The 20,410-nt window shown below is 67.5% G+C and carries 18 protein-coding genes; 11 read left to right on the forward strand and 7 right to left on the reverse strand.

Going from position 1 to position 20,410, the window contains the following annotated elements:
- Window positions 1-35 precede the first annotated feature (35 nt).
- From EO170_RS19380 to rph, 6 genes are all read right to left on the reverse strand, one after another.
- Window positions 36-383 carry a PilZ domain-containing protein gene (locus EO170_RS19380; RefSeq protein ID WP_104584744.1) on the reverse strand — a complete coding sequence of 116 codons (348 nt, stop codon included), beginning with the start codon at window positions 381-383 and terminating at the stop codon, window positions 36-38.
- Window positions 380-2,812 carry a DUF1631 domain-containing protein gene (locus tag EO170_RS19385; protein ID WP_126947503.1) on the reverse strand — a complete coding sequence of 811 codons (2,433 nt, stop codon included), beginning with the start codon at window positions 2,810-2,812 and terminating at the stop codon, window positions 380-382. Before EO170_RS19385 ends, EO170_RS19380 begins: the two co-directional genes overlap by 4 nt.
- Window positions 2,813-3,033: 221 nt before the next feature.
- A complete protein-coding gene (gene hemW / locus EO170_RS19390) occupies window positions 3,034-4,191 on the reverse strand; it encodes a radical SAM family heme chaperone HemW (RefSeq protein ID WP_126947506.1) in 1,158 nt (385 codons plus the stop codon).
- Between the two features lie 16 nt (window positions 4,192-4,207).
- Entirely contained in the window at window positions 4,208-4,807 is a 600-nt protein-coding gene (gene rdgB / locus EO170_RS19395; protein ID WP_164739757.1) for an RdgB/HAM1 family non-canonical purine NTP pyrophosphatase, read from the reverse strand.
- The gene (locus EO170_RS19400; protein ID WP_119131012.1) at window positions 4,804-5,196 is read right to left on the reverse strand and encodes a VOC family protein; all 393 of its coding nucleotides are present in this window, start codon (window positions 5,194-5,196) and stop codon (window positions 4,804-4,806) included. Before EO170_RS19400 ends, rdgB begins: the two co-directional genes overlap by 4 nt.
- On the reverse strand, window positions 5,193-5,918 hold the full coding sequence (gene rph, locus EO170_RS19405; protein WP_024938119.1) for a ribonuclease PH: 726 nt from the start codon (window positions 5,916-5,918) through the stop codon (window positions 5,193-5,195). The genes EO170_RS19400 and rph overlap by 4 nt, the downstream gene beginning before the upstream one ends.
- A gap of 109 nt (window positions 5,919-6,027) precedes the next feature.
- On the opposite strand from rph, the gene EO170_RS19410 reads away from it, so the two are divergent.
- From EO170_RS19410 to EO170_RS19425, 4 genes are all read left to right on the forward strand, one after another.
- Window positions 6,028-6,888 (forward strand): YicC/YloC family endoribonuclease, encoded by an 861-nt coding sequence (locus EO170_RS19410; RefSeq protein WP_126947509.1) that lies wholly within the window; start codon window positions 6,028-6,030, stop codon window positions 6,886-6,888.
- A 151-nt stretch (window positions 6,889-7,039) separates the two neighbouring features.
- Window positions 7,040-7,651: a guanylate kinase gene (gene gmk / locus EO170_RS19415; RefSeq protein ID WP_126947512.1), complete on the forward strand. Its 612-nt coding sequence runs from the start codon at window positions 7,040-7,042 to the stop codon at window positions 7,649-7,651.
- A gap of 127 nt (window positions 7,652-7,778) precedes the next feature.
- Window positions 7,779-8,078 (forward strand): DNA-directed RNA polymerase subunit omega, encoded by a 300-nt coding sequence (rpoZ, locus tag EO170_RS19420; protein ID WP_002812428.1) that lies wholly within the window; start codon window positions 7,779-7,781, stop codon window positions 8,076-8,078.
- Between the two features lie 127 nt (window positions 8,079-8,205).
- Window positions 8,206-10,377 carry a bifunctional (p)ppGpp synthetase/guanosine-3',5'-bis(diphosphate) 3'-pyrophosphohydrolase gene (locus tag EO170_RS19425; RefSeq protein ID WP_104584756.1) on the forward strand — a complete coding sequence of 724 codons (2,172 nt, stop codon included), beginning with the start codon at window positions 8,206-8,208 and terminating at the stop codon, window positions 10,375-10,377.
- 418 nt (window positions 10,378-10,795) lie between these two features.
- Here the strand turns inward: EO170_RS19425 and EO170_RS19430 are convergent, their stop codons facing one another.
- Complete coding sequence (locus EO170_RS19430; RefSeq protein WP_126947515.1) at window positions 10,796-11,665, reverse strand: LysR family transcriptional regulator; 870 nt, start codon at window positions 11,663-11,665, stop codon at window positions 10,796-10,798.
- A 76-nt stretch (window positions 11,666-11,741) separates the two neighbouring features.
- Here EO170_RS19430 and EO170_RS21560 point away from each other — a divergent pair, with 76 nt between their 5' ends.
- From EO170_RS21560 to garD, 7 genes are all read left to right on the forward strand, one after another.
- Window positions 11,742-11,894 carry a hypothetical protein gene (locus EO170_RS21560; protein ID WP_164741107.1) on the forward strand — a complete coding sequence of 51 codons (153 nt, stop codon included), beginning with the start codon at window positions 11,742-11,744 and terminating at the stop codon, window positions 11,892-11,894.
- 69 nt (window positions 11,895-11,963) lie between these two features.
- Window positions 11,964-12,881 carry a 5-dehydro-4-deoxyglucarate dehydratase gene (kdgD, locus tag EO170_RS19435; RefSeq protein ID WP_126947518.1) on the forward strand — a complete coding sequence of 306 codons (918 nt, stop codon included), beginning with the start codon at window positions 11,964-11,966 and terminating at the stop codon, window positions 12,879-12,881.
- Window positions 12,881-14,461 carry an aldehyde dehydrogenase (NADP(+)) gene (locus tag EO170_RS19440; RefSeq protein ID WP_126947521.1) on the forward strand — a complete coding sequence of 527 codons (1,581 nt, stop codon included), beginning with the start codon at window positions 12,881-12,883 and terminating at the stop codon, window positions 14,459-14,461. Before kdgD ends, EO170_RS19440 begins: the two co-directional genes overlap by 1 nt.
- Before the next feature lie 115 nt (window positions 14,462-14,576).
- A complete protein-coding gene (locus tag EO170_RS19445; protein WP_277601096.1) occupies window positions 14,577-15,971 on the forward strand; it encodes an MFS transporter in 1,395 nt (464 codons plus the stop codon).
- A 19-nt stretch (window positions 15,972-15,990) separates the two neighbouring features.
- Window positions 15,991-17,346 (forward strand): glucarate dehydratase, encoded by a 1,356-nt coding sequence (gene gudD, locus EO170_RS19450; RefSeq protein ID WP_126947524.1) that lies wholly within the window; start codon window positions 15,991-15,993, stop codon window positions 17,344-17,346.
- A 76-nt stretch (window positions 17,347-17,422) separates the two neighbouring features.
- Complete coding sequence (locus EO170_RS19455; protein ID WP_126947527.1) at window positions 17,423-18,694, forward strand: OprD family porin; 1,272 nt, start codon at window positions 17,423-17,425, stop codon at window positions 18,692-18,694.
- Window positions 18,695-18,732: 38 nt separating this feature from the next.
- Window positions 18,733-20,274, forward strand: a complete 1,542-nt coding sequence (gene garD, locus EO170_RS19460) for a galactarate dehydratase (protein ID WP_126947530.1) — start codon at window positions 18,733-18,735, stop codon at window positions 20,272-20,274.
- Window positions 20,275-20,410: the final 136 nt, after the last annotated feature.

Consider the following 20,410-nt stretch of genomic DNA (forward strand, 5'->3'; position numbering starts at 1 on the left):
GCGCGATTTTGCCGTAATCGTGGTGATGCTGTCCTTCAGCCCAGCATGTGTTCTTCGGCGATCCAGGCGCGCAGGCGTTGGCGATGCGGCTCGGACATGGTCAGGAAGCGGAAGCCGGCCCAGGCCTGTCCGGGTGCGTGCGCGGCTTCGGTCCACAACAGATGCACGCCGACGTCGATCTCGGTGGCGCGGCCGATGCGCTCGGGCAGGCTGAAGCGCAACTGATACAGGGCATCGTCCTGCAGCGGAACCGAGGCCAGCAGCAGCATGCCGGTTTCCGAGACATTGCCCACCCGGCCGATCTGCGCCTCGCTGAGCATGTCGGTCACCGGTACCAGGTCCGACGGCTGGCGGCGCGGTGCGCGGCGGGTGTCCTGGATCATCGGGTGGCCTCGGCAGCGGGCGCCTGGCCGGCCAGGCTGCGCAGCGTGCGAACGGTGGCATGCCAGGCGCGGTCGATCAGGCGCGATTTCTCTTCGACCAGCAGGCGTGCCTGGCCACCAGCCATCAGCCGCGACAGGCCATCGAGCGAGTGCTCGCCGACCTTCTGTCCGCGCTGATTGACGAACAACGCGTTGTCGGTCATCGGGCTATACCAGGACAGCCGTTGCCGGCGCAGGTCGCCCTGCTGGTTGATGACGAATTCGAACCAGCTGCCGAACGGCAGGCTGCGCAGGTGCACGTAGCACGCCTCCTCGGCTGGCGAACGCGCGGTGGCGATGTCCCTGCGCGGCGCGCTGTCGCCCTGGTCACCCAGCCGCGTGCGCGTCTTGAGCCTGGCGGTGAGTTCGGTGCGCGAGGTCATCTCGTCCTCGCCACCGGGCGTGGACAGGCGCCGCGCGATCGCCGCCGCTTCATCGTGGTGGTAGCCAACCTGCAGCAGCGCGGTGTCGATCTCGGTGCCGAGCGCGATGTCGGCGGGTTGCCCCTTGCTGCGGCAGGTGACTTCGGCAATGCGGGTGGTCAGCGCCTGACGCTCGTCCCATTCGGGCGACTGCTCGCCCTGGCGCAGCAGCGTCAGCGTCAGCACGTCCGACCAGGCCTGACGCAGCAGCGCCTGCACGAAGCGCGGCGGGGCGCTCTGCTCGCACAGTTGCTCGATGCGCGCCTCGGCCTGCTGCTTGGCCGACTCCAGCCGCTCCTTGCCGCGCGCAGCATCCACATGGCGCCGCTCGGCGACCTCGGCCTTGCGGGCCAGCGTGCGCAGATGCGTCTGGATCTCGTCGTTGGCCGCGGCGAACACGGCCTCGTCGCCCTGATAGTCGGTGACGATCCTGTCCACCGCGCTGCCCAGCTTGTGCAGCAGCTGCGGGTCGACATCGTCCTCGCCCAGCCAGACCGCGCCGGACTCGGCCACGGTGTTGAGCAATTCGCGCACCGGGTGCTGGTCGCGCACGAAGAAATGCGTATCGGCCAACGCCGCGCGCACCACCGGGATCTGCAACTTGGCGAGCAGCGCCTGCGCCGGGGTCTGCGGGCGGACCTCGCGTTGCATCTGCGCGTAGAGCAGGCCGAGCAGATCGAAGGTGTCGGTGTCCTGCGGCGACAGCGCAGCCTCGGGGCCGTGTTGGGCCCGCAGCAACGCCAGCACCTGGCGCTGCACCGCATCAATGCCGGCAGGCTGCGGCGATGCCGCCGCCTGCGCCGCCAGCGCGCCCTGCAGGCTGGCCAGTGCGTCGCCGAGGGCGGCTTTGGGCACGGCCGTGGAGGCACGCTGGGACGATGCTTTCTCAGGTGTTGCCTGCGCGCCTGTCGCAGGCGCTGCGCCGTGCTGTGCAGCCTCTTGAGTCGCCGCTGCGCCGACGTCGCCGGCCGCCTGCGACTGCCGCGCCGACGCCATCAGGCCGCCCAGCGCCAGCACTGCATCGCTCAGTGCAGGTGTCGCCTGCTCACCGTAGGTGGCCGTTGCCAGTGTCATCGGAACAGCGGGCGGATCCAGCAAGGCGCTCTGCCACGGCGTCGGTGCGGACTGCCCGCTCCAGCCGGTTGCAGGTCGCCCGCCGCGCGGCGGCATCGCGCGCCCACTGGTGGCCGCAGCATCCATCGCTGCGGTGGCTGATGCAGGCGTGGCGCGCCGGGCCTGCACCTGGGTGGGTTTGACCAGATACGGGTGATAGATCAGTCCCGGCAGGATGCCTTCCTGCGCGAGTGCGCCGTTGGCACGCTCGTACAGATCGTTCAACCGTTCGATCACCTGACGCTCGAACACGCGGTAGAGCGTCAGCTGCCCATCCAGGCTCAATCCCAACGTTTGGCCGCACTGGCGCAGCACGCGGCACACGGCGTACGGGCCCAGCGGCACGGCTTCCAGTTCGAATTCGGGCACCGCGCCGATTACTGCCAATCGCTGTGCCAGCAATTGCAGCGCATCGGCGCGGCGGGAGGTCTCGCGGCGGGCAATCTCGCTGAGCACGATATCGCGGTCGATATCGGTGTCTTCCACCAGGGTGAGCATCTGCGGATGCGCTTGCGCTGATGCGTCGGCTGCCGGCGTCAGCGACGGGCGATCGCGCAGCGTGGCCAGGTCCTGCGCCAGCTGCTGCAGGAACGCCTGCGGAAACAGATCGATGTGATCGCGCAGGCCGCGCATCTGCGCATAGGCTTCGGCCTGGATCTGGCTGCTGCGTGCATGCTCGGCCTGATGCAGCAGCTCACGTTCCAGCTCCACGACGGTCAGCCGCAGCGGCCCGCTGAGCGCCTGCACGCAATGGGCGTGCAGCGCGGCAAGCAGGCGCCGCCCGCGCACGGAAACCGGCGCATCGGCGATCGGGCCACTGGGCGTGTGCTGCAGGGAAAAGGCGGGAGTGGACATCCGTGAAGGCGGGCTCGGTGCGAGGCGTGCGTTATGTAGCATGTTTTTCCACCGGTCAGCGACCGCGCGGCCGCGAGACGTGCCCGGCAAGATCCGGTCGCCACTCTGACGCGGACGGCGCGCATGGCACGACTCGCTGGATCTGCGCGCCAGTGCCGTCGCGTGGGCTACCGATCATGGCGCGGCGTGCTGGCTGCCGTGCCGCGCCGCGATCGCCGCGATTAGGCAAGAAACAGCTCGACCACGTCATTGGTGAAGCGGCGGCCCAGCTCGGTCGGCACCACGCGTCCGTCCTGCGCGGTCATCCAGCCTTGCGCAATCGCGCGCGCCAGCGGCAGCTCGATGACCGACGCCGCCAGCCCGGTGGAGACTTCGAAGTCGCGCAGCGCGAAGCCCTCGTGCAGGCGCAGCAGGTTGAGCATGTATTCGAACGGCAGCCGCTCGCGCGGCACGATCTCGTCGCCGCCAATCGATGCCGTGCTGCCGGCGCTGACCAGGTAACTCTGCGGGTGCTTGTGCTTCCAGCGTCGCAACACATGCTGTTCGGCGCCGGAGCTGATCTTGCCGTGCGCGCCGGCGCCGATGCCCAGATAATCGCCGAAGCGCCAGTAATTGAGGTTGTGCGCGCACTGCCGCCCGGGCCTGGCGTAGGCGCTCACCTCGTACTGCGCGTAGCCGGCCTCGGCCAGCAGGCGCTGGCAATGTTCCTGGATATCCCAGGCCGCATCGTCGTCGGGAATGCCCTTGGGCGGCCGCGCGAAGAACACCGTGTTCGGCTCCAGCGTGAGCTGGTAATGCGACAGATGGGTGGGCTGCAACGCGAACGCGCGTTCGAGATCGTGCTCGGCCTGCGCCAGGGTCTGCTCGGGCAGCGCGTACATCAGGTCGATATTGAAATTGTCGTAGCCGGCATCCTGTGCCAGCGTGATTGCACGCTCGGCCTGGGCACTGTCGTGGATGCGACCGAGCCGCTGCAGCGCCACATCGTCGAAGGTCTGCACACCGAAGCTCAGGCGGTTCACCCCGGCGGCGCGATAGCCATCGAAGCGGCCATGCTCGGCGGTGCCTGGATTGGTTTCCAGGGTGATTTCCAGATTCGGCGCAAAGCGCAGCCGCGCGGCGGCGGCCTGCAGGAAGCGGTCGATCGCCTCGGGCGGGAACAGGCTCGGGGTGCCGCCGCCGAAGAACACCGAATGCACCACGCGCCCCCACACCAGCGGCAGGTCCGCATCCAGGTCGCGGATCAACGCATCCACATAGTCTTCGAACGGCAGCACGCCCTTGGCCGCATGCGAATTGAAGTCGCAGTACGGGCACTTGCGCACGCACCAGGGCAGGTGCACGTACAGCGACAGCGGCGGTGGAATCAGGTCGGGCACTGCATCAGGCCATGGTTCACAGCGACAGGGCGTGCAGCTTGTGCTGCAACGTGGCCAATGCCACCGCACGGTGACTCAGCCGGTTCTTCAACGCGGTATCCATTTCCGCAGCGGTCAGGCCATGCACCGGATCCAGAAACACCGGGTTGTAGCCGAAGCCGCCCGTGCCGCGCGGTTCGGTGGTGATCACCCCTTCCCAGCTGCCTTCGGCGATCAGCGGTTGCGGATCTTCCGGGTGACGCAGCAGCACGATCACCGCGTAGAACCGCGCGCTGCGGCGCTCGGCCGGCACCTCACGCAGGGCATCGAGCAACTTGGCGTTGTTGGCCTGTGCATCGGTCGGGCTGCCGGCGTAGCGCGCGCTGTACAGGCCGGGTGCGCCGCCGAGGGCATCGACGATCAGGCCGGAGTCGTCGGCCAGGGCGGGCAGGCCGGTGACCGCGCTGGCATGGCGCGCCTTGATCAAGGCGTTCTCGACGAAGGTCAGGCCGGTTTCCGGCACGTCCTCCACACCGAGCTCGCCTTGCGCCACGATGCGCAGCGGCAGGTCGGCGAGCATGGCGCGCAGTTCTTCCAGCTTGCCGGCGTTGCCGCTGGCCAGGACCAGGTGTTTCATTGCTTGGGCTCCAGCAGGTCCCACTTGGTACCGTACAGGTCGCGGAACACCACGACCGTGCCGTACGGTTCCTCGCGCGGGGTTTCCAGGAATTGCACGCCGAACGCCTGCATTGCCGCGTGGTCGCGCCAGAAGTCGTCGGTGTAGAGAAAATGATCCACCCGCCCACCGGTCTGGTCGCCGATGCGCGCGCGCTGGGCGTCGTCGCCCGGCTGCGCGAGCAGCAGCGCGGCCTCCTGTGCGCCGCCCGGGCCGATCACCACCCAGCGCTTGCCATCGTCCAGCGGGCGGTCCTGCAACACCTGGAACCCCAGCGCGCCGGTGTACCAGGCGATCGCCGCATCGTAGTCGGCGACCAGCAAGGTGGTCAGGGCAATGCGTCGGCTCATCCGGCCAGCGCAGCGCGTTGCAGGGCGAACAGCTCGCTCATGCCTTGTTCGGCGAGGGCGAGCAGCGCGTTGAGTTCGTCGCGGCGGAAGGCGTGGCCTTCGGCGGTGCCCTGCAGCTCGATGAAGCCGCCGCCGTCGTTCATCACCACATTCATGTCGGTGTCGCAGTCGCTGTCTTCGGGGTAATCCAGATCCAGCACCGGCTCGCCGCGATAGATGCCCACCGACACCGCGGCCACGGCGCCGATCAGCGGATGCTTCTTGATGTCGCCGCGCTTGAGCAGCAGGTTCACCGCATCGGCCAGCGCCACGTAGGCGCCGGTGATCGCGGCGGTGCGGGTGCCGCCATCGGCCTGCAGCACGTCGCAGTCCAGGGTGATGGTGCGTTCGCCCAGGGCATTGCGATCCACGCAGGCGCGCAGTGCGCGGCCGATCAGGCGCTGGATTTCCAGCGTGCGCCCGCCCTGCTTGCCGCGCGCGGCTTCGCGATCGGACCGGGTGTGGGTGGAGCGCGGCAGCATGCCGTATTCGGCGGTCACCCAGCCTTCGCCCTTGCCGCGCAGGAACCCGGGCACGCGGTTTTCCACGCTGGCGGTGCACAGCACGCGGGTGTCGCCGAAGCTGACCAGCACCGAGCCTTCGGCGTGACGGGTGAAGGCGCGTTCGATGCGCACCGGGCGCAGCTGGTCGGCCGTGCGGCCGCTGGGACGGGAAAAGGTCATGCGATGAGTCCGGAAGTCGGGAGGTGGGTCTGGGGCGGCGCGTGGCGGGGCGGTCAGCCAGCGCGGGCCGCTAGGGTACCATTCGCGCTTTGAAGGTACGGGACTGACGATGATTCGAAGCATGACCGCGTTTGCGGGTGGCGAACGCATCACGCCCTGGGGCACGCTCGGTTGCGAGCTGCGCTCGGTCAACCATCGGTTTCTGGAAGTGGGCGTGCGCCTGCCCGAAGAACTGCGTGCGCTGGAGCCGCTGCTGCGCGAGCGCGTGGCGGCGAAAAACAGCCGCGGCAAGCTGGATCTGGCGCTGCGCCTGCGCGCGCCGGACAACGCGCAGACCCTGGCCGTCAACGAATCGCTGCTGCAGGAACTGGGCGCCCTGGCCACCCGCCTTGACGGGATGTTCCCCAAACTGCAGGTGGGTTTCACCGATCTGCTGCAGCTGCCCGGGGTGCTGCAGGTGCAGGACGTGGACGCACCGGCGTTGCAGGCCCAGGCCCTGGCATTGCTGGACGAGGTGGTGGACAGTTTCGTGGCCGCGCGCGAGCGCGAAGGCGGCAAGCTGGCCGACGCGATCAGCGAGCGGGTCGGTGCGATCGAACGCATCGCCGCCGAGGTACGCACGCTGATTCCCGTCATCCGCGAAGGTCAGCGCGCCAAGCTGGCCGCGCGCCTGGCCGATCTGCCGCATCCGGTGGACCCGGGCCGCGCCGAACAGGAACTGGTGCTGTGGCTGCAGAAGCTGGACGTGGACGAAGAGCTCGACCGCCTGTCCAGCCACATCGCCGAGATCCGCCGCGTGCTCCGGCAGCGCGAGCCGGTCGGCCGCCGCCTGGATTTCCTGCTGCAGGAATTCAACCGCGAAGCCAATACGCTCGGCTCCAAGTCGGTGGACAGCCGCACCTCCAACGCCGCCGTGGATCTGAAGGTGCTGATCGACCAGATCCGCGAGCAGGTGCAGAACATCGAATAGCCGGGAGTGGTGATTGGGGATTCGGGATTGGTCGAGGGCCATCCCGGGTTTCAGCGGGGCGCGGCCAATACCGGTAGCATATCGACCCCGGTGGTACCGGTCCGCAGCCTGTTCGCGAATCCCGACTCCCCAAGCCCGAATCCCTGACCCTATGCGCGGCACTCTCTATATCGTTGCGGCCCCTTCCGGCGCCGGCAAGAGCAGCATCGTCAACGCCACCCTGGCGCGTGATCCCAAGATCGCCTTGTCGATCTCGTTCACCTCGCGCGCGCCGCGGCCGGGCGAGCGGCATGCCGAGCACTACCATTTCGTCTCCGCCGACGAGTTCCAGGGCATGATCGAGGCGGGTGACTTCTTCGAGTATGCGCTGGTGCACGGCGACTGGAAGGGCACCGCGCGCCAATCGGTGGAGCCGCAGCTGGCCGCCGGGCACGACGTGCTGCTGGAGATCGACTGGCAGGGCGCGCGCCAGGTGCGCCAGAAGGTGCCCGACGCGGTCAGCGTGTTCATCCTGCCGCCGTCGCGCCAGGCGCTGGACGAGCGCATGCGCAAGCGCGGCCAGGACAGCGAGGACGTGATGGCGCAGCGCCTGGCTGCCGCCCGCGAAGAGATGCTGCACTTCGAGGAATTCGATTACGTCATCATCAACGAGACGTTCGAGACGGCTGTCTCGGAGATGTGTGCGATCTTCACCGCCAGCCGGCTGCGCCGGCAGGCGCAACAGCAGCGGCATGCGGAGCTGATCCGGGCCCTGCTGGAGTGAGCGGCTCAAACCCCTGATTCCAAAGGAAACTGAATAGGCCCAGGTTGCCGTGACGGCGGCCGGGGCGTACACTCCGCCCCCTTTCCCTCATTCGATGCGCGGCCGTTGCTGGTCGCCGGGAGCCCGCATGGCCCGCATTACCGTAGAAGATTGCCTGGAAGTCGTGAACAACCGTTTCGAGCTGGTCATGATGGCGTCCAAGCGCGCCCGTCAGCTCGCCAACGGCGTGCAGCCGTTGATTGAAAATGCCGACGCCAGCGACAAGCCCACCGTGATGGCACTGCGCGAAATCGCCGCACGCCGGATCGACAACGCACTGATCGACGAGGTCGAGAAGGCCGAGCGCGAGCGTGCCGAGCGCGAAGCGCTGGAATGGGCCGCTGCCGAAGTCGTCGCCGACGAAGATATGTCCAAGAACGACGATTGATCGTCCGCATCGCTGTGATCGATCTGAACAGCCCGCCACGTGCGGGCTGTTTCCGTTTCAGGCCCGCGTTGCTGTGTACAGCGTGCAAACGTTTGCCGTGACTGCGTTGCTGGCATAGTCTTCCGGCATGAACCCAGGCCCCACTGCCCAGGCGACCGTCGTGACGTCTCCGTCTTCCGACCAGGCCATCCCCGACTACGTCCTGCACCTCGAACGCGCGGCCAGCTACCTTCCCAAGGAGCAGCTGCCGATCCTGCGCCGTGCCTGGGAAGTGGGCGCCAGCGCGCATGCCGGCCAGACCCGCAAGTCGGGCGAGCCCTATATCACCCATCCGGTTGCGGTGGCCGGCGTGCTCGCCGAGCTCGGCCTGGACATGGAATCGCTGATCGCCGCGATCCTGCACGACACCATCGAAGACACCCCGCTGACCCGCGAAGAGCTGGCCTCGGAATTCGGCGAGGCGGTGGCCGAGCTGGTCGATGGCGTCACCAAGCTGGACAAGCTCAAGTTCCGCGACCGGCAGGAAGCGGCGGCGGAAAGCTTCCGCAAGATGCTGCTGGCGATGTCGCGCGACCTGCGCGTGATCATGATCAAGCTGGCCGACCGCCTGCACAACATGCGCACCCTGGGCGCGCAGAGCAGCGAAGCGCGCGGCCGCATCGCGCGCGAAACGCTGGAGATCTACGCGCCGATCGCCCAGCGCCTGGGCATGAGCCTGATCAAGTCCGAGCTGCAGAACCTGGGCTTCCGCGCGCTGTATCCGTGGCGTCACGCCATCATCGAAAAACATATCCGCAGCCAGCCGGTGGTGCGGCGCGAATCGATGGCGCAGGTGGAGGTGCAGCTGTCGCAGCGGCTGGCCAAGGAAGGGCTGGAACATCGCCTGGTCAGCCGCATCAAGACGCCCTGGAGCATCTATTCGAAGATGCACGAAGAGAACAAGTCCTTCGACCAGGTGATGGATGTGTTCGGCTTCCGCCTGGTGGTGCGCTCGGTGGCCGACTGCTATCATGCGCTGGGCGCAGTGCATGCCACCTTCAAGCCGCTGGACGGGCGCTTCCGCGATTTCATCGCCATTCCCAAGGCCAACGGCTATCAGTCGCTGCACACCGTGTTGTTCGGCCCGTACGGCTCGCCGATCGAGGTGCAGATCCGCACCGAGGAGATGGACCTGATCGCCGAACGCGGCGTGGCCGCGCACTGGACCTACAAGGTCGGCTCGGCCTCGCCCAACAGCGCGCAGAGCCGTGCGCACGACTGGATCGTGGAGCTGATCGATTCGCAGCGCGCCGCAGGCTCGTCGCTGGAGTTCCTGGATAACGTCAAGGTCGACCTGTTCCCGGACGAGGTCTACCTGTTCACGCCCAAGGGCAAGATCCTGGCGTTGCCGCGCAACTCCACCGCGCTGGATTTCGCCTATGCGGTGCACACCGACGTGGGCAACCGCGCGGTCGCCTCGCGGGTGGACAAGAAACTGGTGCCGCTGCGTACCAAGTTGGTCAGCGGCCAGGCGGTGGAGATCATCACCGCGCGCTCGGCCACGCCCAAGCCGCAGTGGCTGGAGTTCGTGGTCAGCAGCAAGGCGCGTACCGCGATCCGCCACCAGCTCAAGCAGCTCGAACACGAAGATGCCGTGCAGCTCGGCCACCGCATGCTCGATCGCGCGCTGGAAGCGATGGACAGCTCGCTGGAACGCTTGCCCAAGGGGCGCCTGGATGCCTTCCTCACCGAGCATCGCTATCCACGCCTGGAAGCGCTGCTGGCCGATGTGGCGCTGGGCAACTGGATGCCGACCCAGGCCGCGCAGGCGCTGATGGCCTACGCCGAATTGCGCGGTGGCGGCCACTCCAAGCATTCGCACGAAAAGATCCTGATCGACGGCAGCGAGCGTGGCGTGATCAGCTTCGCCAACTGTTGCCAGCCGATTCCCGGCGACGAAATCATGGGCTACCACACCGCCGGCAAGGGCATCGTGGTGCACCGCCTGGATTGCCCGAACCTGGCCGAGCTGCGCAAGTCGCCCGAACGCTGGGTGCCGATCGACTGGGATTCCAGCGTCAGTGGCGACTACGACACCGCCCTGATCGTCGAGGTGGAAAACCGCACCGGCGTGCTGGCCCAGCTGGCCGCGGCGATCGCGCAAAGCCAGTCCAATATCGAGCGGGTGGATTACCTGGACCGCGACTTCAACGCCGCGGTGCTGCGCTTCAACATCCAGGTGCGCGACCGCCGCCATCTGGCCGAGGTGATGCGCCGGCTGCGGCGGCTGCATGTGGTGCAGAGCGTGGGGCGGCAGTAGGCGTCCAGGGGCGTGCCCGGGGACCGGCCTCCCGGATCGGTTCGCGGCGAAGGCGCTGCGCTTTTCTCTCTGCGGCGTAGCGCCCTGCAGGGCGGGTGAAACGGTTGATGCAGCGCAGTGCTGGCATCGTGAGTTGTACTGCAGGCGCCGCGGCGGAAGCGCTGCTTGTTCGCGACGGCGGGGACTGTGTGTGCCTGGCGGTTGTTCGATGCGATGTCTGCGCTCGGCATGTCATGCCCGCTGTTACGGCGCTGCGCGGTGTTCGTTGGACGTGGATGGCATGCACCGCACCCGCCCTCAGGACACTCCGGCGTGCGCGTGTCGGCCAACCTCGACGCCGAAGCTCTTGGAGCAGGTGTCGCTGTGTGACTGCGGCGAGCAGTCCTGCTTGAATCGCGCAGGCGCAGGTTCGCCGTGCTCAGGCAATCAATCGGCGCAGCGCCGGATTGTCGTTGTCCTGCTTCCATACCAGATGCAATTCCACCGGCGTGGCAGGCGCCTCATCGCGCAGCGGCAGGTAAACGATGCCGGCATAGCGCAGGCCGCTGGCCCCCTCGGGTACCAGCGCCATGCCCATGCCGCCGCGCACCAGCGCCAGCACCGAGTGGATCTGGCTGACGTATTGCACCGAGCGTGGCGCGATGCCGCGGCTGCCGAACAGCTGCGCCAGCAGGTCGTAGAAGTAGCGCGCCTCGTCCGGGGCGTAGTTGACCAGCGGCTGCCCATCGAAGTCCTGCAGGCACAAGCTGCTCCGCTGTGCCAGCGGCGAGTCCTCGGGCAGCGCGGCGATCAACGGCTCGCGCGCCACGCAACGACTGTGCAGGCCGGGGCGCTGGATCGGCGGGCGTAGCAGGCCGATGTCCAGCCGCCCCGCGTCCAGTGCATCCAGCTGCGCCAGGCTGACCATTTCCTTGAGCTGCAGGTCCACATCCGGTGCCTGCCTGCGCCAGCGCGCGATGGCTTCGGGCAGGAAGCGGTAGCTGGCGCCGGCGGTGAAGCCCACCGATACGCTGCCGGCATCGCCGGTACCGATCCGGCGCGCGCGCAGGCCGGCGTTCTCGGCCATGTGCAAGATCGCGCGCGCTTCTGCCAGCAGGCTGCGCCCTGCCTGGGTGAGCCGCACATGCCGGCTGTTGCGCTCCAGCAATGCGGTACCGACGCTGTGCTCCAGCAGCTGGATCTGGCGGCTCAATGGCGGCTGGGTCATGTTCAGGCGCTCGGCCGCGCGACGGAAGTGCAGTTCGTCGGCCACCGCGACGAAGCAGCGCAACTGGGGCAGGTCGAACATGGTGGCAGTCCCTTTGGGTGGGGAGTGGGGGCGAATTCGATGCTGCACGTGCAACATCGCGACGCGCGGGGCCGGGATGAATACGGCACAGGCGCCGCAGGCGGCTGCAACGAACGCGAGCATCCGCCGCGATGACGGCTACGAAAAATCGTTGCAAAGCAGCGATTTGCAGCACTTTCGCACCATCCATGCGGTGATTGATTCAATTTCAATATCAAACAATACGTAATTTGGTTTGGACCAGCAATGATCTGCGTTCCTAGGATCAGCCCATCCCCCGCCTAGGAGCGTTTGTCCGATGAGCAGCAGATATACCCCGTCCGAAATGGCCCAGGCGCTTGGCGCCGGGTTGCTGTCGTTTCCGGTCACCCATTTCGATGCCGATCTGGCGTTTGACGAGCCGGCCTATCGCGCCAACCTGGACTGGCTGTCCTCCCACCCGGCGGCCGGCTTGTTCGCCGCAGGCGGGACCGGCGAGCTGTTTTCGCTGACCCTGGACGAGGTGAACCGCGCCGTGCGTGCCGCGGTGACCCAGACCGCCGGGCGCATGCCGGTGATCGCGCCGGCCGGCTACGGCACCGCGATCGCGATCGAAATGGCGCAGGCGGCCGAACGCAGCGACGCCGACGGCATCCTGCTGTTTCCGCCATACCTGACCGAGTGCGATGCCGACGGCGTGGCCGAGCATGTCGAACGCGTCTGCAAGGCGACCTCACTGGGCGTGATCGTCTACGGCCGCGCCAACGCCAGGCTCGACGATGTGACCCTGGCGCGCGTGGCCGAACGCTGCCCCAACCTGGTGGGCTACAAGGACGGCATCGGCGACGTGGATCGCATGACCCGCATCTACGCACGGCTGGGCGACCGGCTGCTGTACGTGGGCGGCCTGCCCACCGCCGAAACCTTTGCAATGCCGTATCTGGAAATGGGCGTCACCACCTATTCGTCGGCCATCTTCAACTTCCTCCCCGAATGGGCGCTGGCGTTCTATGCCGCAGTGCGCGCCCGCGACCACGCCACCATCTACCGCGAGCTCAACGACTTCGTACTGCCGTACACGGTGTTGCGCAACCGGCGCGCCGGCTATGCGGTGTCCATCGTCAAGGCCGGCATGCGTGCGGTGGGCCGCCCGGCCGGGCCGGTGCGCTCGCCCTTGGCCGACCTGACCGAGGCCGAATTTGCGCACCTCAAGCAACTGATCGGAGGGCTCCGCTAATGCATGCCATCCAGGGTGAATCGCTGATCGGGCAGCGCTGTGTGCAAGGCACCGGTGCGCCATTCCATGGCGTGGATGCGGCCAGCGGCGCGTCGTTGCAGCCAGCGTTCGGCTCGGCGAGCGTGCAGGATCTGGAACAGGCCTGTGCGCTGGCGCACGCGGCCTTCGATATCTATCGCGACACACCGCTGGAAGCGCGCGCCGGCTTTCTGGAGACCATCGCCGAGCAGATCCTGGCGCTGGGCGATACGCTGATCGAACGCGCGATGCGCGAAAGCGGCTTGCCACGGGCACGCCTGGAAGGTGAACGCGGACGCACCGTGGGGCAGTTGCGGTTATTTGCCAACGTGGTGCGCGAAGGCAGCTGGCTGCAGGCCCGCATCGACCCCGCCATGCCGCAGCGCACGCCGTTGCCGCGCGCGGACCTGCGCCAGCGCCATATCGCGCTGGGGCCGGTGGCGGTGTTCGGCGCCAGCAACTTTCCGCTGGCGTTCTCGGTGGCCGGCGGCGATACCGCTTCGGCCCTGGCGGCCGGCTGCCCGGTGGTGGTCAAGGCGCATGGCGCGCATCCAGGCACTTCCGAACTGGTCGGCCGCGCGATCCAGGCCGCGGTGACGCAGTGCGGCTTGCCGGAAGGGGTGTTCTCGCTGCTGTTCGATGCGGGGATCGAGATTGGCGCGCAGCTGGTGGCCGATGCGCGCATCAAGGCGGTGGGCTTCACCGGCTCGCGTGCCGGCGGCATGGCGCTGGTGCAGATCGCCACCGCACGTCGCGAACCGATTCCGGTCTATGCGGAGATGAGCGCGATCAACCCGGTATACCTGTTGCCGCGGGCGTTACAGGCGCGCGCAGCGGCCCTGGGTAAGGCCTTCGTCGGCTCGCTCACCCTGGGTGCGGGACAGTTCTGCACCAACCCCGGCCTGCTGCTGGCAATCGATTCGCCGGCGCTGGATGCCTTCATCGCCTCCGCAACGCAAACGCTGCAGGAAGTCTCACCGGCGCCGATGCTCACCGCAGGCATCGGCCAGGCGTACGCGCAAGGCGTGCAACGGTTGGGTGCGCATCCGCGAGTGGCCACGCTGGCGCGTGGCGCGGCGGCGGACACGGGGCGTTGCCCGGCGGCGTTGTTCGGTACCGATGCCGATGCCTTCCTGGCCAACGAAGCGCTGCAAGCCGAGGTGTTCGGCGCCTCGTCGCTGCTGGTGCGCTGCAAGGACATCACCCAGTTGCGCGCATTGAGCGAACAGCTGGAGGGCCAGCTCACCGCCACCTTGCACATGGACGACGGCGATACCGAGCTGGCGGCCGCGCTGCTGCCGGTGCTGGAGCGCAAGGCCGGACGCATCCTGGTCAACGACTGGCCCACCGGCGTGGAGGTCTGCCACGCGATGGTGCATGGCGGCCCGTTCCCGGCCACGTCCGACAGCCGCAGCACCTCGGTGGGCACGCTGGCGATCGACCGCTTCCTGCGGCCGGTCTGCTACCAGGATTTGCCGGCGGCGCTGTTGCCGGCGGCCGTGGCGCACGGCAATCCGCTGGGCCTGTGGCGGCGCGTGGACGGCGCACTGGGCCACGACTGACCGCCCCGCTCGCAACGTTGCCTGAGGCGTGCCGGAGGAGGGTCCGGCACGCCAATCGCAGGCCCACTCGAAGTACCGAAGCGCAGTGCGCTTCCATCGTCATAGGTGAGGAACGATGATGGCTATCGATTCAAAAACGGTCGGTTCAACGGCAATCGGCGCAGCGGCGGTTCCGCGCAGGCGTTACCTGATCCTGCTGATGTTGTTCGTGGTGACCACGATCAACTATGCCGATCGCGCCACCCTGTCCATTGCCGGTTCCGCGGTCCAGGATGCACTGGGTATCGACGCGCTGCAGATGGGTTTCATCTTTTCCGCGTTCGGCTGGGCGTATGTGGCCGGGCAGATTCCCGGCGGCTGGTTGCTCGATCGCTTCGGCTCGCGCCGCGTGTACGGGCTGTCGCTGCTGGTCTGGTCATTGTTTACCGCGCTGCAGGGCTTCATCGGCTGGGTGCCGATGGCCTGGGCGGTGACCACGCTGTTCGTGCTGCGCTTTCTGGTGGGCATAGCCGAAGCACCCTCGTTTCCCGGCAACAGCCGCATCGTCGCGGCCTGGTTTCCCACCGCCGAGCGCGGCCTGGCCGCGTCCATCTTCAACTCCGCGCAGTACTTCGCCACGGTGGCGTTTGCGCCGCTGATGGGCTGGCTGGTGCATGCCTGGGGGTGGGAGCATGTCTTCCTGGTGATGGGCGGCGTGGGTGTGCTGCTGGCGCTGCTGTGGCGCAAGACCATCTATGCGCCACGCGAACACCCGCGCCTGTCTACGCAGGAGCTGGACTACATCCAGCGCAATGGCGCGCTGGTGGACATGGAGCAGGGCAACAGGCCAGGCAGCCAGCCCAGGGGCGCGCAATGGCATTACGCCAAGCAGCTGCTGTGCAACCGCATGCTGCTGGGGGTGTATATCGGCCAGTACTGCATCACCACGCTGACCTATTTCTTCCTGACCTGGTTCCCGGTGTACCTGGTGAAGGAACGCGGCATGTCGATCCTGGAAGCCGGCTTCGTGGCCTCGTTGCCGGCGGTATGCGGCTTCGCCGGCGGCGTGCTCGGCGGTTATGTCTCCGACCGCATGGTGCGGCGTGGGTATTCGCTCACCGTCTCGCGCAAGACGCCGATCGTGGTCGGCATGCTGATGTCGGTGACGATGATCGGCTGCAACTATGTGCAGGCCGAATGGATGGTGGTGGGGCTGATGGCGCTGGCCTTCTTCGGCAAGGGCATCGGCGCTCTGGGCTGGGCGGTGGTCGCCGATACCTCGCCCAAGGAAATCGCCGGCCTGTCCGGCGGCCTGTTCAACACCTTCGGCAACATCGCCGGCATCACCACGCCGATCGTCATCGGCTACATCGTCTCCACCACCGGCAGCTTCGAGTGGGCGCTGGTCTTCGTCGGGCTCAATGCCTTGCTGGCGGTGGTGTCCTATCTGGCCGTGGTTGGCGAGATCAAGCGCGTCGAACTGAAGGCGCCTCCGGGTGGCCCGGCCGCGCCTGTCACCGCACCGCGTTGATCGTCTTCGGAGACTCCTGATGACCATTCATACCTCAGCTGCAAACATCGGCACCACGCCGCGCATCACCGACATCCGCGTGGTGCCGGTCGCCGGCCAGGACAGCATGCTGCTCAATCTCAGTGGCGCGCATGCGCCGTACTTCACCCGCAACGTGCTGGTGTTGCGCGATTCGTCCGGACGCACCGGCGTGGGCGAGGTGCCTGGCGGCGCTGCCATCGCCGGTTTGTTGAACGAGGCGGCTGCGCTGATCCGCAACCGCTCCATCGCCGACTACCAGCGCATCCTCAACCAGGTGCGCACCGCCTTTGCCGACCGCGACAGCGCCGGGCGTGGCCTGCAGACCTTCGATCTGCGCATCACCATCCATGCGGTGACCGCCATCGAGGCGGCGCTGCTGGATCTGCTGGGGCAGTTCCTGGACCAGCCGGTCGCCGCGCTGCTCGGCGAAGGCCAGCAGCGCGATGCGGTGGACGTGCTGGGCTATCTGTTCTTCATCGGCGACCGCCGCAAGACCGGCCTGAGTTACCGCGACGGCAGCGCTGCACGCAACGAGTGGGAAGCATTGCGCGACGAAGAAGCGTTGACGCCTGTGGCGGTGGTGCAGCTGGCCGAAGCGGCCTATGCGAAGTACGGCTTCCGCGATTTCAAGCTCAAGGGCGGCGTGCTGCGCGGCGAGGACGAGATCGAGGCGATCCACGCGTTGCACGCGCGCTTTCCGCAGGCGCGCATCACCCTCGATCCCAATGGGGCGTGGTCGCTGCAGCAGGCCGTCGCGCTGTGCCGCGACATGCATGGCGTGCTGGCCTATGCCGAGGACCCCTGCGGTGCCGAGCAGGGCTATTCCGGCCGCGAGGTCATGGCCGAATTCCGTCGTGCCACCGGCCTGCCCACCGCTACCAACATGATCGCCACCGACTGGCGCCAGATGGGCCATGCCATCCAGTTGCAGTCGGTGGACATCCCGCTGGCCGATCCGCATTTCTGGACCTTGCAGGGCTCGGTGCGGGTGGCGCAACTGTGCCGCGACTGGGGCCTGACCTGGGGCTCGCATTCCAACAACCACTTCGACATTTCACTGGCCATGTTCACCCATGTGGCCGCCGCCGCGCCCGGGCGCATCACCGCCATCGATACGCACTGGATCTGGCAGGACGGCCAGCGCCTCACCCGCGCTCCGTTGCAGATTGCCGGCGGCCAGATCCAGGTGCCGGCCAGGCCAGGGCTGGGCGTGGAGCTGGACATGGACGCGCTGGAGGCCGCGCATCGCACCTACCAGAGCCTGGGCCTGGGCGTGCGCGACGATGCGGCCGCCATGCAGGCGCTGATTCCCAACTGGACCTTCGACAACAAGCGGCCGTGCCTGGTGCGCTGAGGCGTCCCGATGCCTGCTGCCGGAGTGCCGGCCGCAGCGCATGGCGGCGCGTTCACCGCAGGTGGAGAACCGAGCAATGAAACGCATGATGGCACTCAGCGGCGCCGCGCTGCTGGCGGTCGGCGCGGCCGGGCGCGCGCGCGCGCAACACCCCGACGAGGGGTTCTGGCAGGGCGCCACCGCCGAGGTCACCGCGCTGAACTTCTACTACAACCGCGACTTCCGCAGTGGCGAAGGGCAGGGCAAGCGGGCCGAATGGGCGCAGGGCTTCGTGGTCGATGCCAGAAGCGGCTACACCCGCGGTCCGATCGGCGCGGGCATGGACCTGCTGGGCATCGGCGATTTCAAGCTCGATGGCGTACGCGCCGAAGGCGGCACCGGCCTGCTGCCCAACGACGACGACGGCACCGCCCGGCATGCGCTGGTCCGGGTGGCGCCCACGCTCAAGCTGCGCGCCTCGCAGACCGAATTGAAATGGGGCAGCTTCATTCCCAACGAGCCGCTGGTGCGTGCCAGCATCACCCGCATCATGCCCGAGACGTTTCAGGGCGTGACGCTGGAATCCAAGGACATCCCGAAGCTCGACCTGCTGCTGGCCCGCTTCACCAGCGCCTGGTACCGCGACGGCGATTCGCGCGTGCCGATCACCCTGACCAACAAGAACCGCCGCTTCCTCGGTACCCCGGATTCGGATGCGTTCAATCTGGTGTCGGCCACCTACACGCTGGCCCCCGCTACCCAGCTGCGTTATCAAGGCGGGTTGATGGAGGACATCTACCGCCAGCAGCTCTACAACCTGATCCAGACCCATATGTTCGGCAAGGACCGCCTGCGCGTGGATCTGCGCTATTTCCGCACCGACGCTGTCGGCCAGTCGCGCGCCGGCCCGATCGACAACCGCATGTTCAGCAGCATGCTGTCCTGGCGCAGCGGCGGCCATGAATTCGGCGCCGGCTATCAGAAGCTGTCCGGGCCCAGCGCGATGCCCTGGCCGGGAGGTACCGATGGCAACGTCTTCAACTGGACCTTCATCAACGACTTTCTCGAACGCGGCGAGCGCAGCTGGCAGCTGCGCTACAGCATCGATGGCGACAGCATCGGCATCCCCGGCCTCAGCGTCATGGCGCGTTACATCAGCGGCGACGATGCACGGCCGGCCACCTATGCCGGCGAAGGCCGCGAGTGGGCGCGCGACGTGCTGACCACCTATCAATTCCAGGGCGAGCGCTTCAGGCACCTCAGCATCATCTGGTTCAACGGCACCTTTCGCTCCAACTACCAGCGCAATGTCGATGAAAACCGGTTGATCCTGCAGTACCGGCGCCAGTTCGACAGCCCCGACCGCTAATGCACTCCACCCCCAATGTCCTGCAAGGTAGCCCCCTGATGTCCGCAACCCAGCACGCCATGCCCTGGCTCAGCATCCGCGCCCATGCGCGCGACAATGTCGCCATTGTCGTCAACGATGGCGGCGCGCCCGCCGGCGCCACCTTCGCCGACGGTCTCACCGCCATCGAGCATATTCCGCAGGGCCACAAGATCGCCCTGGTGGACCTGCGCAAAGGCGCGGCAGTGATCCGCCTGGGCGCGGTCATCGGTACTGCCAACGCCGACATCCTGCGCGGCGCATGGGTGAGCGAGCAGTTGCTGGACATGCCGCAGGCCCCCGAGCTGACCACGCTGGATCTGTCGCTGCATCCGGCGCCGGAGCCCGAGCCACTGGAGGGCTACACCTTCCAGGGCTACCGTAATCGCGATGGCAGCGTGGGCACTCGCAACATCCTGGGCATCATGACCAGCGTGCAGTGCGTGGTCGGCGTGCTTGAGCATGCGGTCGAGCGCATCCGCGCCGAGGTGCTGCCCAGGTATCCCCATGTCGACGATGTCGTGGCGGTCAATCACGTCTACGGCTGTGGCGTGGCGATCACCGCGCCGGAGGCCATCATTCCCATCCGCACGCTGCGCAATATTGCGCGCAGCCCCAACTTCGGCGGGCAGGCGCTGATCGTGGGCTTAGGTTGCGAGAAGCTCGCACCCGAGCGTCTGCTGCCCGACGACGCCACCGAGGACGACAGTGGCGTGTATCGCCTGCAGGAAGCCAGCCTGGGCTTTGCCGACATGGTGAGTTCGATCATGGCCATGGCCGAGGAACGGCTGCGCCATCTGGACCTGCGCCGCCGCGAAGCCGTGCCGGCCAGCGAACTGGTGGTGGGCATGCAATGCGGCGGCAGCGACGCGTTTTCCGGCGTCACCGCCAACCCAGGCCTGGGCGTGGCCGCCGACCTGCTGGTGCGTGCCGGCGCCACGGTGATGTTCTCGGAAAACACCGAAGTGCGCGATGGCATCCATCTGTTGGTACCGCGCGCCGCCAATGCGGACGTGGCCAGTGCGCTGGTGCGCGAAATGGCCTGGTACGACGGCTATCTGGCACGCGGCCAGGCCGACCGCAGCGCCAATACCACGCCGGGCAACAAGAAGGGCGGGCTGGCCAACATCGTGGAGAAGGCGATGGGCTCGATCGCCAAGTCCGGCTCGTCGGCGATCAACGGCGTGGTGCCGCCCGGTGAGCGGGTCAAGGGGCGTGGATTGCAGTACTGCGCCACGCCCGCCAGCGATTTTGTCTGCGGCACGCTGCAGGTGGCCGCCGGCATGAACCTGCATGTGTTCACGACCGGGCGCGGCACCCCGTACGGCCTTGGGATGGTACCGGTGATCAAGGTCGCCACCCGCAGCGAGCTGGCGCAGCGCTGGTCCGACCTGATGGATATCGACGCTGGCGGCGTGGCCACCGGGGCCAAGACGCTGGAGCAGCTGGGCTGGGAGCTGTTCCAGCGCTATTTGGACGTGGCCAGCGGCCAACGCACCTGGACCGAGCAGCATCGCCTGCACAATGACCTGGCCCTGTTCAACCCGGCGCCGATCACCTAGGGCCATTCCGTACCCTCACCCCAACCCTCGTGCCACGCCACGGCCCGGCCCGCGATGCGGGGCGCTCCCGGGCAGGCGCACCGGCGGCGTGCAATCCGTGCCTTCTCGCCCCGCGGCTTGGGGGCTTTCAACCCAC

It is taken from the genome of Xanthomonas sp. BRIP62409, from assembly GCF_003992965.1.
In the GTDB taxonomy this organism is placed as follows: Bacteria; Pseudomonadota; Gammaproteobacteria; order Xanthomonadales; family Xanthomonadaceae; genus Xanthomonas; species Xanthomonas euroxanthea.

Excerpts from the sequence above, each read along its gene's own strand:
- EO170_RS19425 (WP_104584756.1), top strand. The coding sequence starts at position 8,206 with ATGAACCCAGGCCCCACTGCCCAGGCGACCGTCGTGACGTCTCCGTCT.
- EO170_RS21560 (WP_164741107.1), top strand. The coding sequence starts at position 11,742 with ATGAATACGGCACAGGCGCCGCAGGCGGCTGCAACGAACGCGAGCATC.
- EO170_RS19455 (WP_126947527.1), top strand. The coding sequence starts at position 17,423 with ATGAAACGCATGATGGCACTCAGCGGCGCCGCGCTGCTGGCGGTCGGC.
- EO170_RS19430 (WP_126947515.1), bottom strand. The coding sequence starts at position 11,665 with ATGTTCGACCTGCCCCAGTTGCGCTGCTTCGTCGCGGTGGCCGACGAA.
- EO170_RS19445 (WP_277601096.1), top strand. The coding sequence starts at position 14,577 with ATGATGGCTATCGATTCAAAAACGGTCGGTTCAACGGCAATCGGCGCA.
- rdgB (WP_164739757.1), bottom strand. The coding sequence starts at position 4,807 with ATGAAACACCTGGTCCTGGCCAGCGGCAACGCCGGCAAGCTGGAAGAA.
- gudD (WP_126947524.1), top strand. The coding sequence starts at position 15,991 with ATGACCATTCATACCTCAGCTGCAAACATCGGCACCACGCCGCGCATC.
- EO170_RS19440 (WP_126947521.1), top strand. The coding sequence starts at position 12,881 with ATGCATGCCATCCAGGGTGAATCGCTGATCGGGCAGCGCTGTGTGCAA.
- EO170_RS19380 (WP_104584744.1), bottom strand. The coding sequence starts at position 383 with ATGATCCAGGACACCCGCCGCGCACCGCGCCGCCAGCCGTCGGACCTG.
- EO170_RS19410 (WP_126947509.1), top strand. The coding sequence starts at position 6,028 with ATGATTCGAAGCATGACCGCGTTTGCGGGTGGCGAACGCATCACGCCC.
- kdgD (WP_126947518.1), top strand. The coding sequence starts at position 11,964 with ATGAGCAGCAGATATACCCCGTCCGAAATGGCCCAGGCGCTTGGCGCC.
- rph (WP_024938119.1), bottom strand. The coding sequence starts at position 5,918 with ATGACCTTTTCCCGTCCCAGCGGCCGCACGGCCGACCAGCTGCGCCCG.
- rpoZ (WP_002812428.1), top strand. The coding sequence starts at position 7,779 with ATGGCCCGCATTACCGTAGAAGATTGCCTGGAAGTCGTGAACAACCGT.
- gmk (WP_126947512.1), top strand. The coding sequence starts at position 7,040 with ATGCGCGGCACTCTCTATATCGTTGCGGCCCCTTCCGGCGCCGGCAAG.
- EO170_RS19385 (WP_126947503.1), bottom strand. The coding sequence starts at position 2,812 with ATGTCCACTCCCGCCTTTTCCCTGCAGCACACGCCCAGTGGCCCGATC.
- garD (WP_126947530.1), top strand. The coding sequence starts at position 18,733 with ATGTCCGCAACCCAGCACGCCATGCCCTGGCTCAGCATCCGCGCCCAT.
- EO170_RS19400 (WP_119131012.1), bottom strand. The coding sequence starts at position 5,196 with ATGAGCCGACGCATTGCCCTGACCACCTTGCTGGTCGCCGACTACGAT.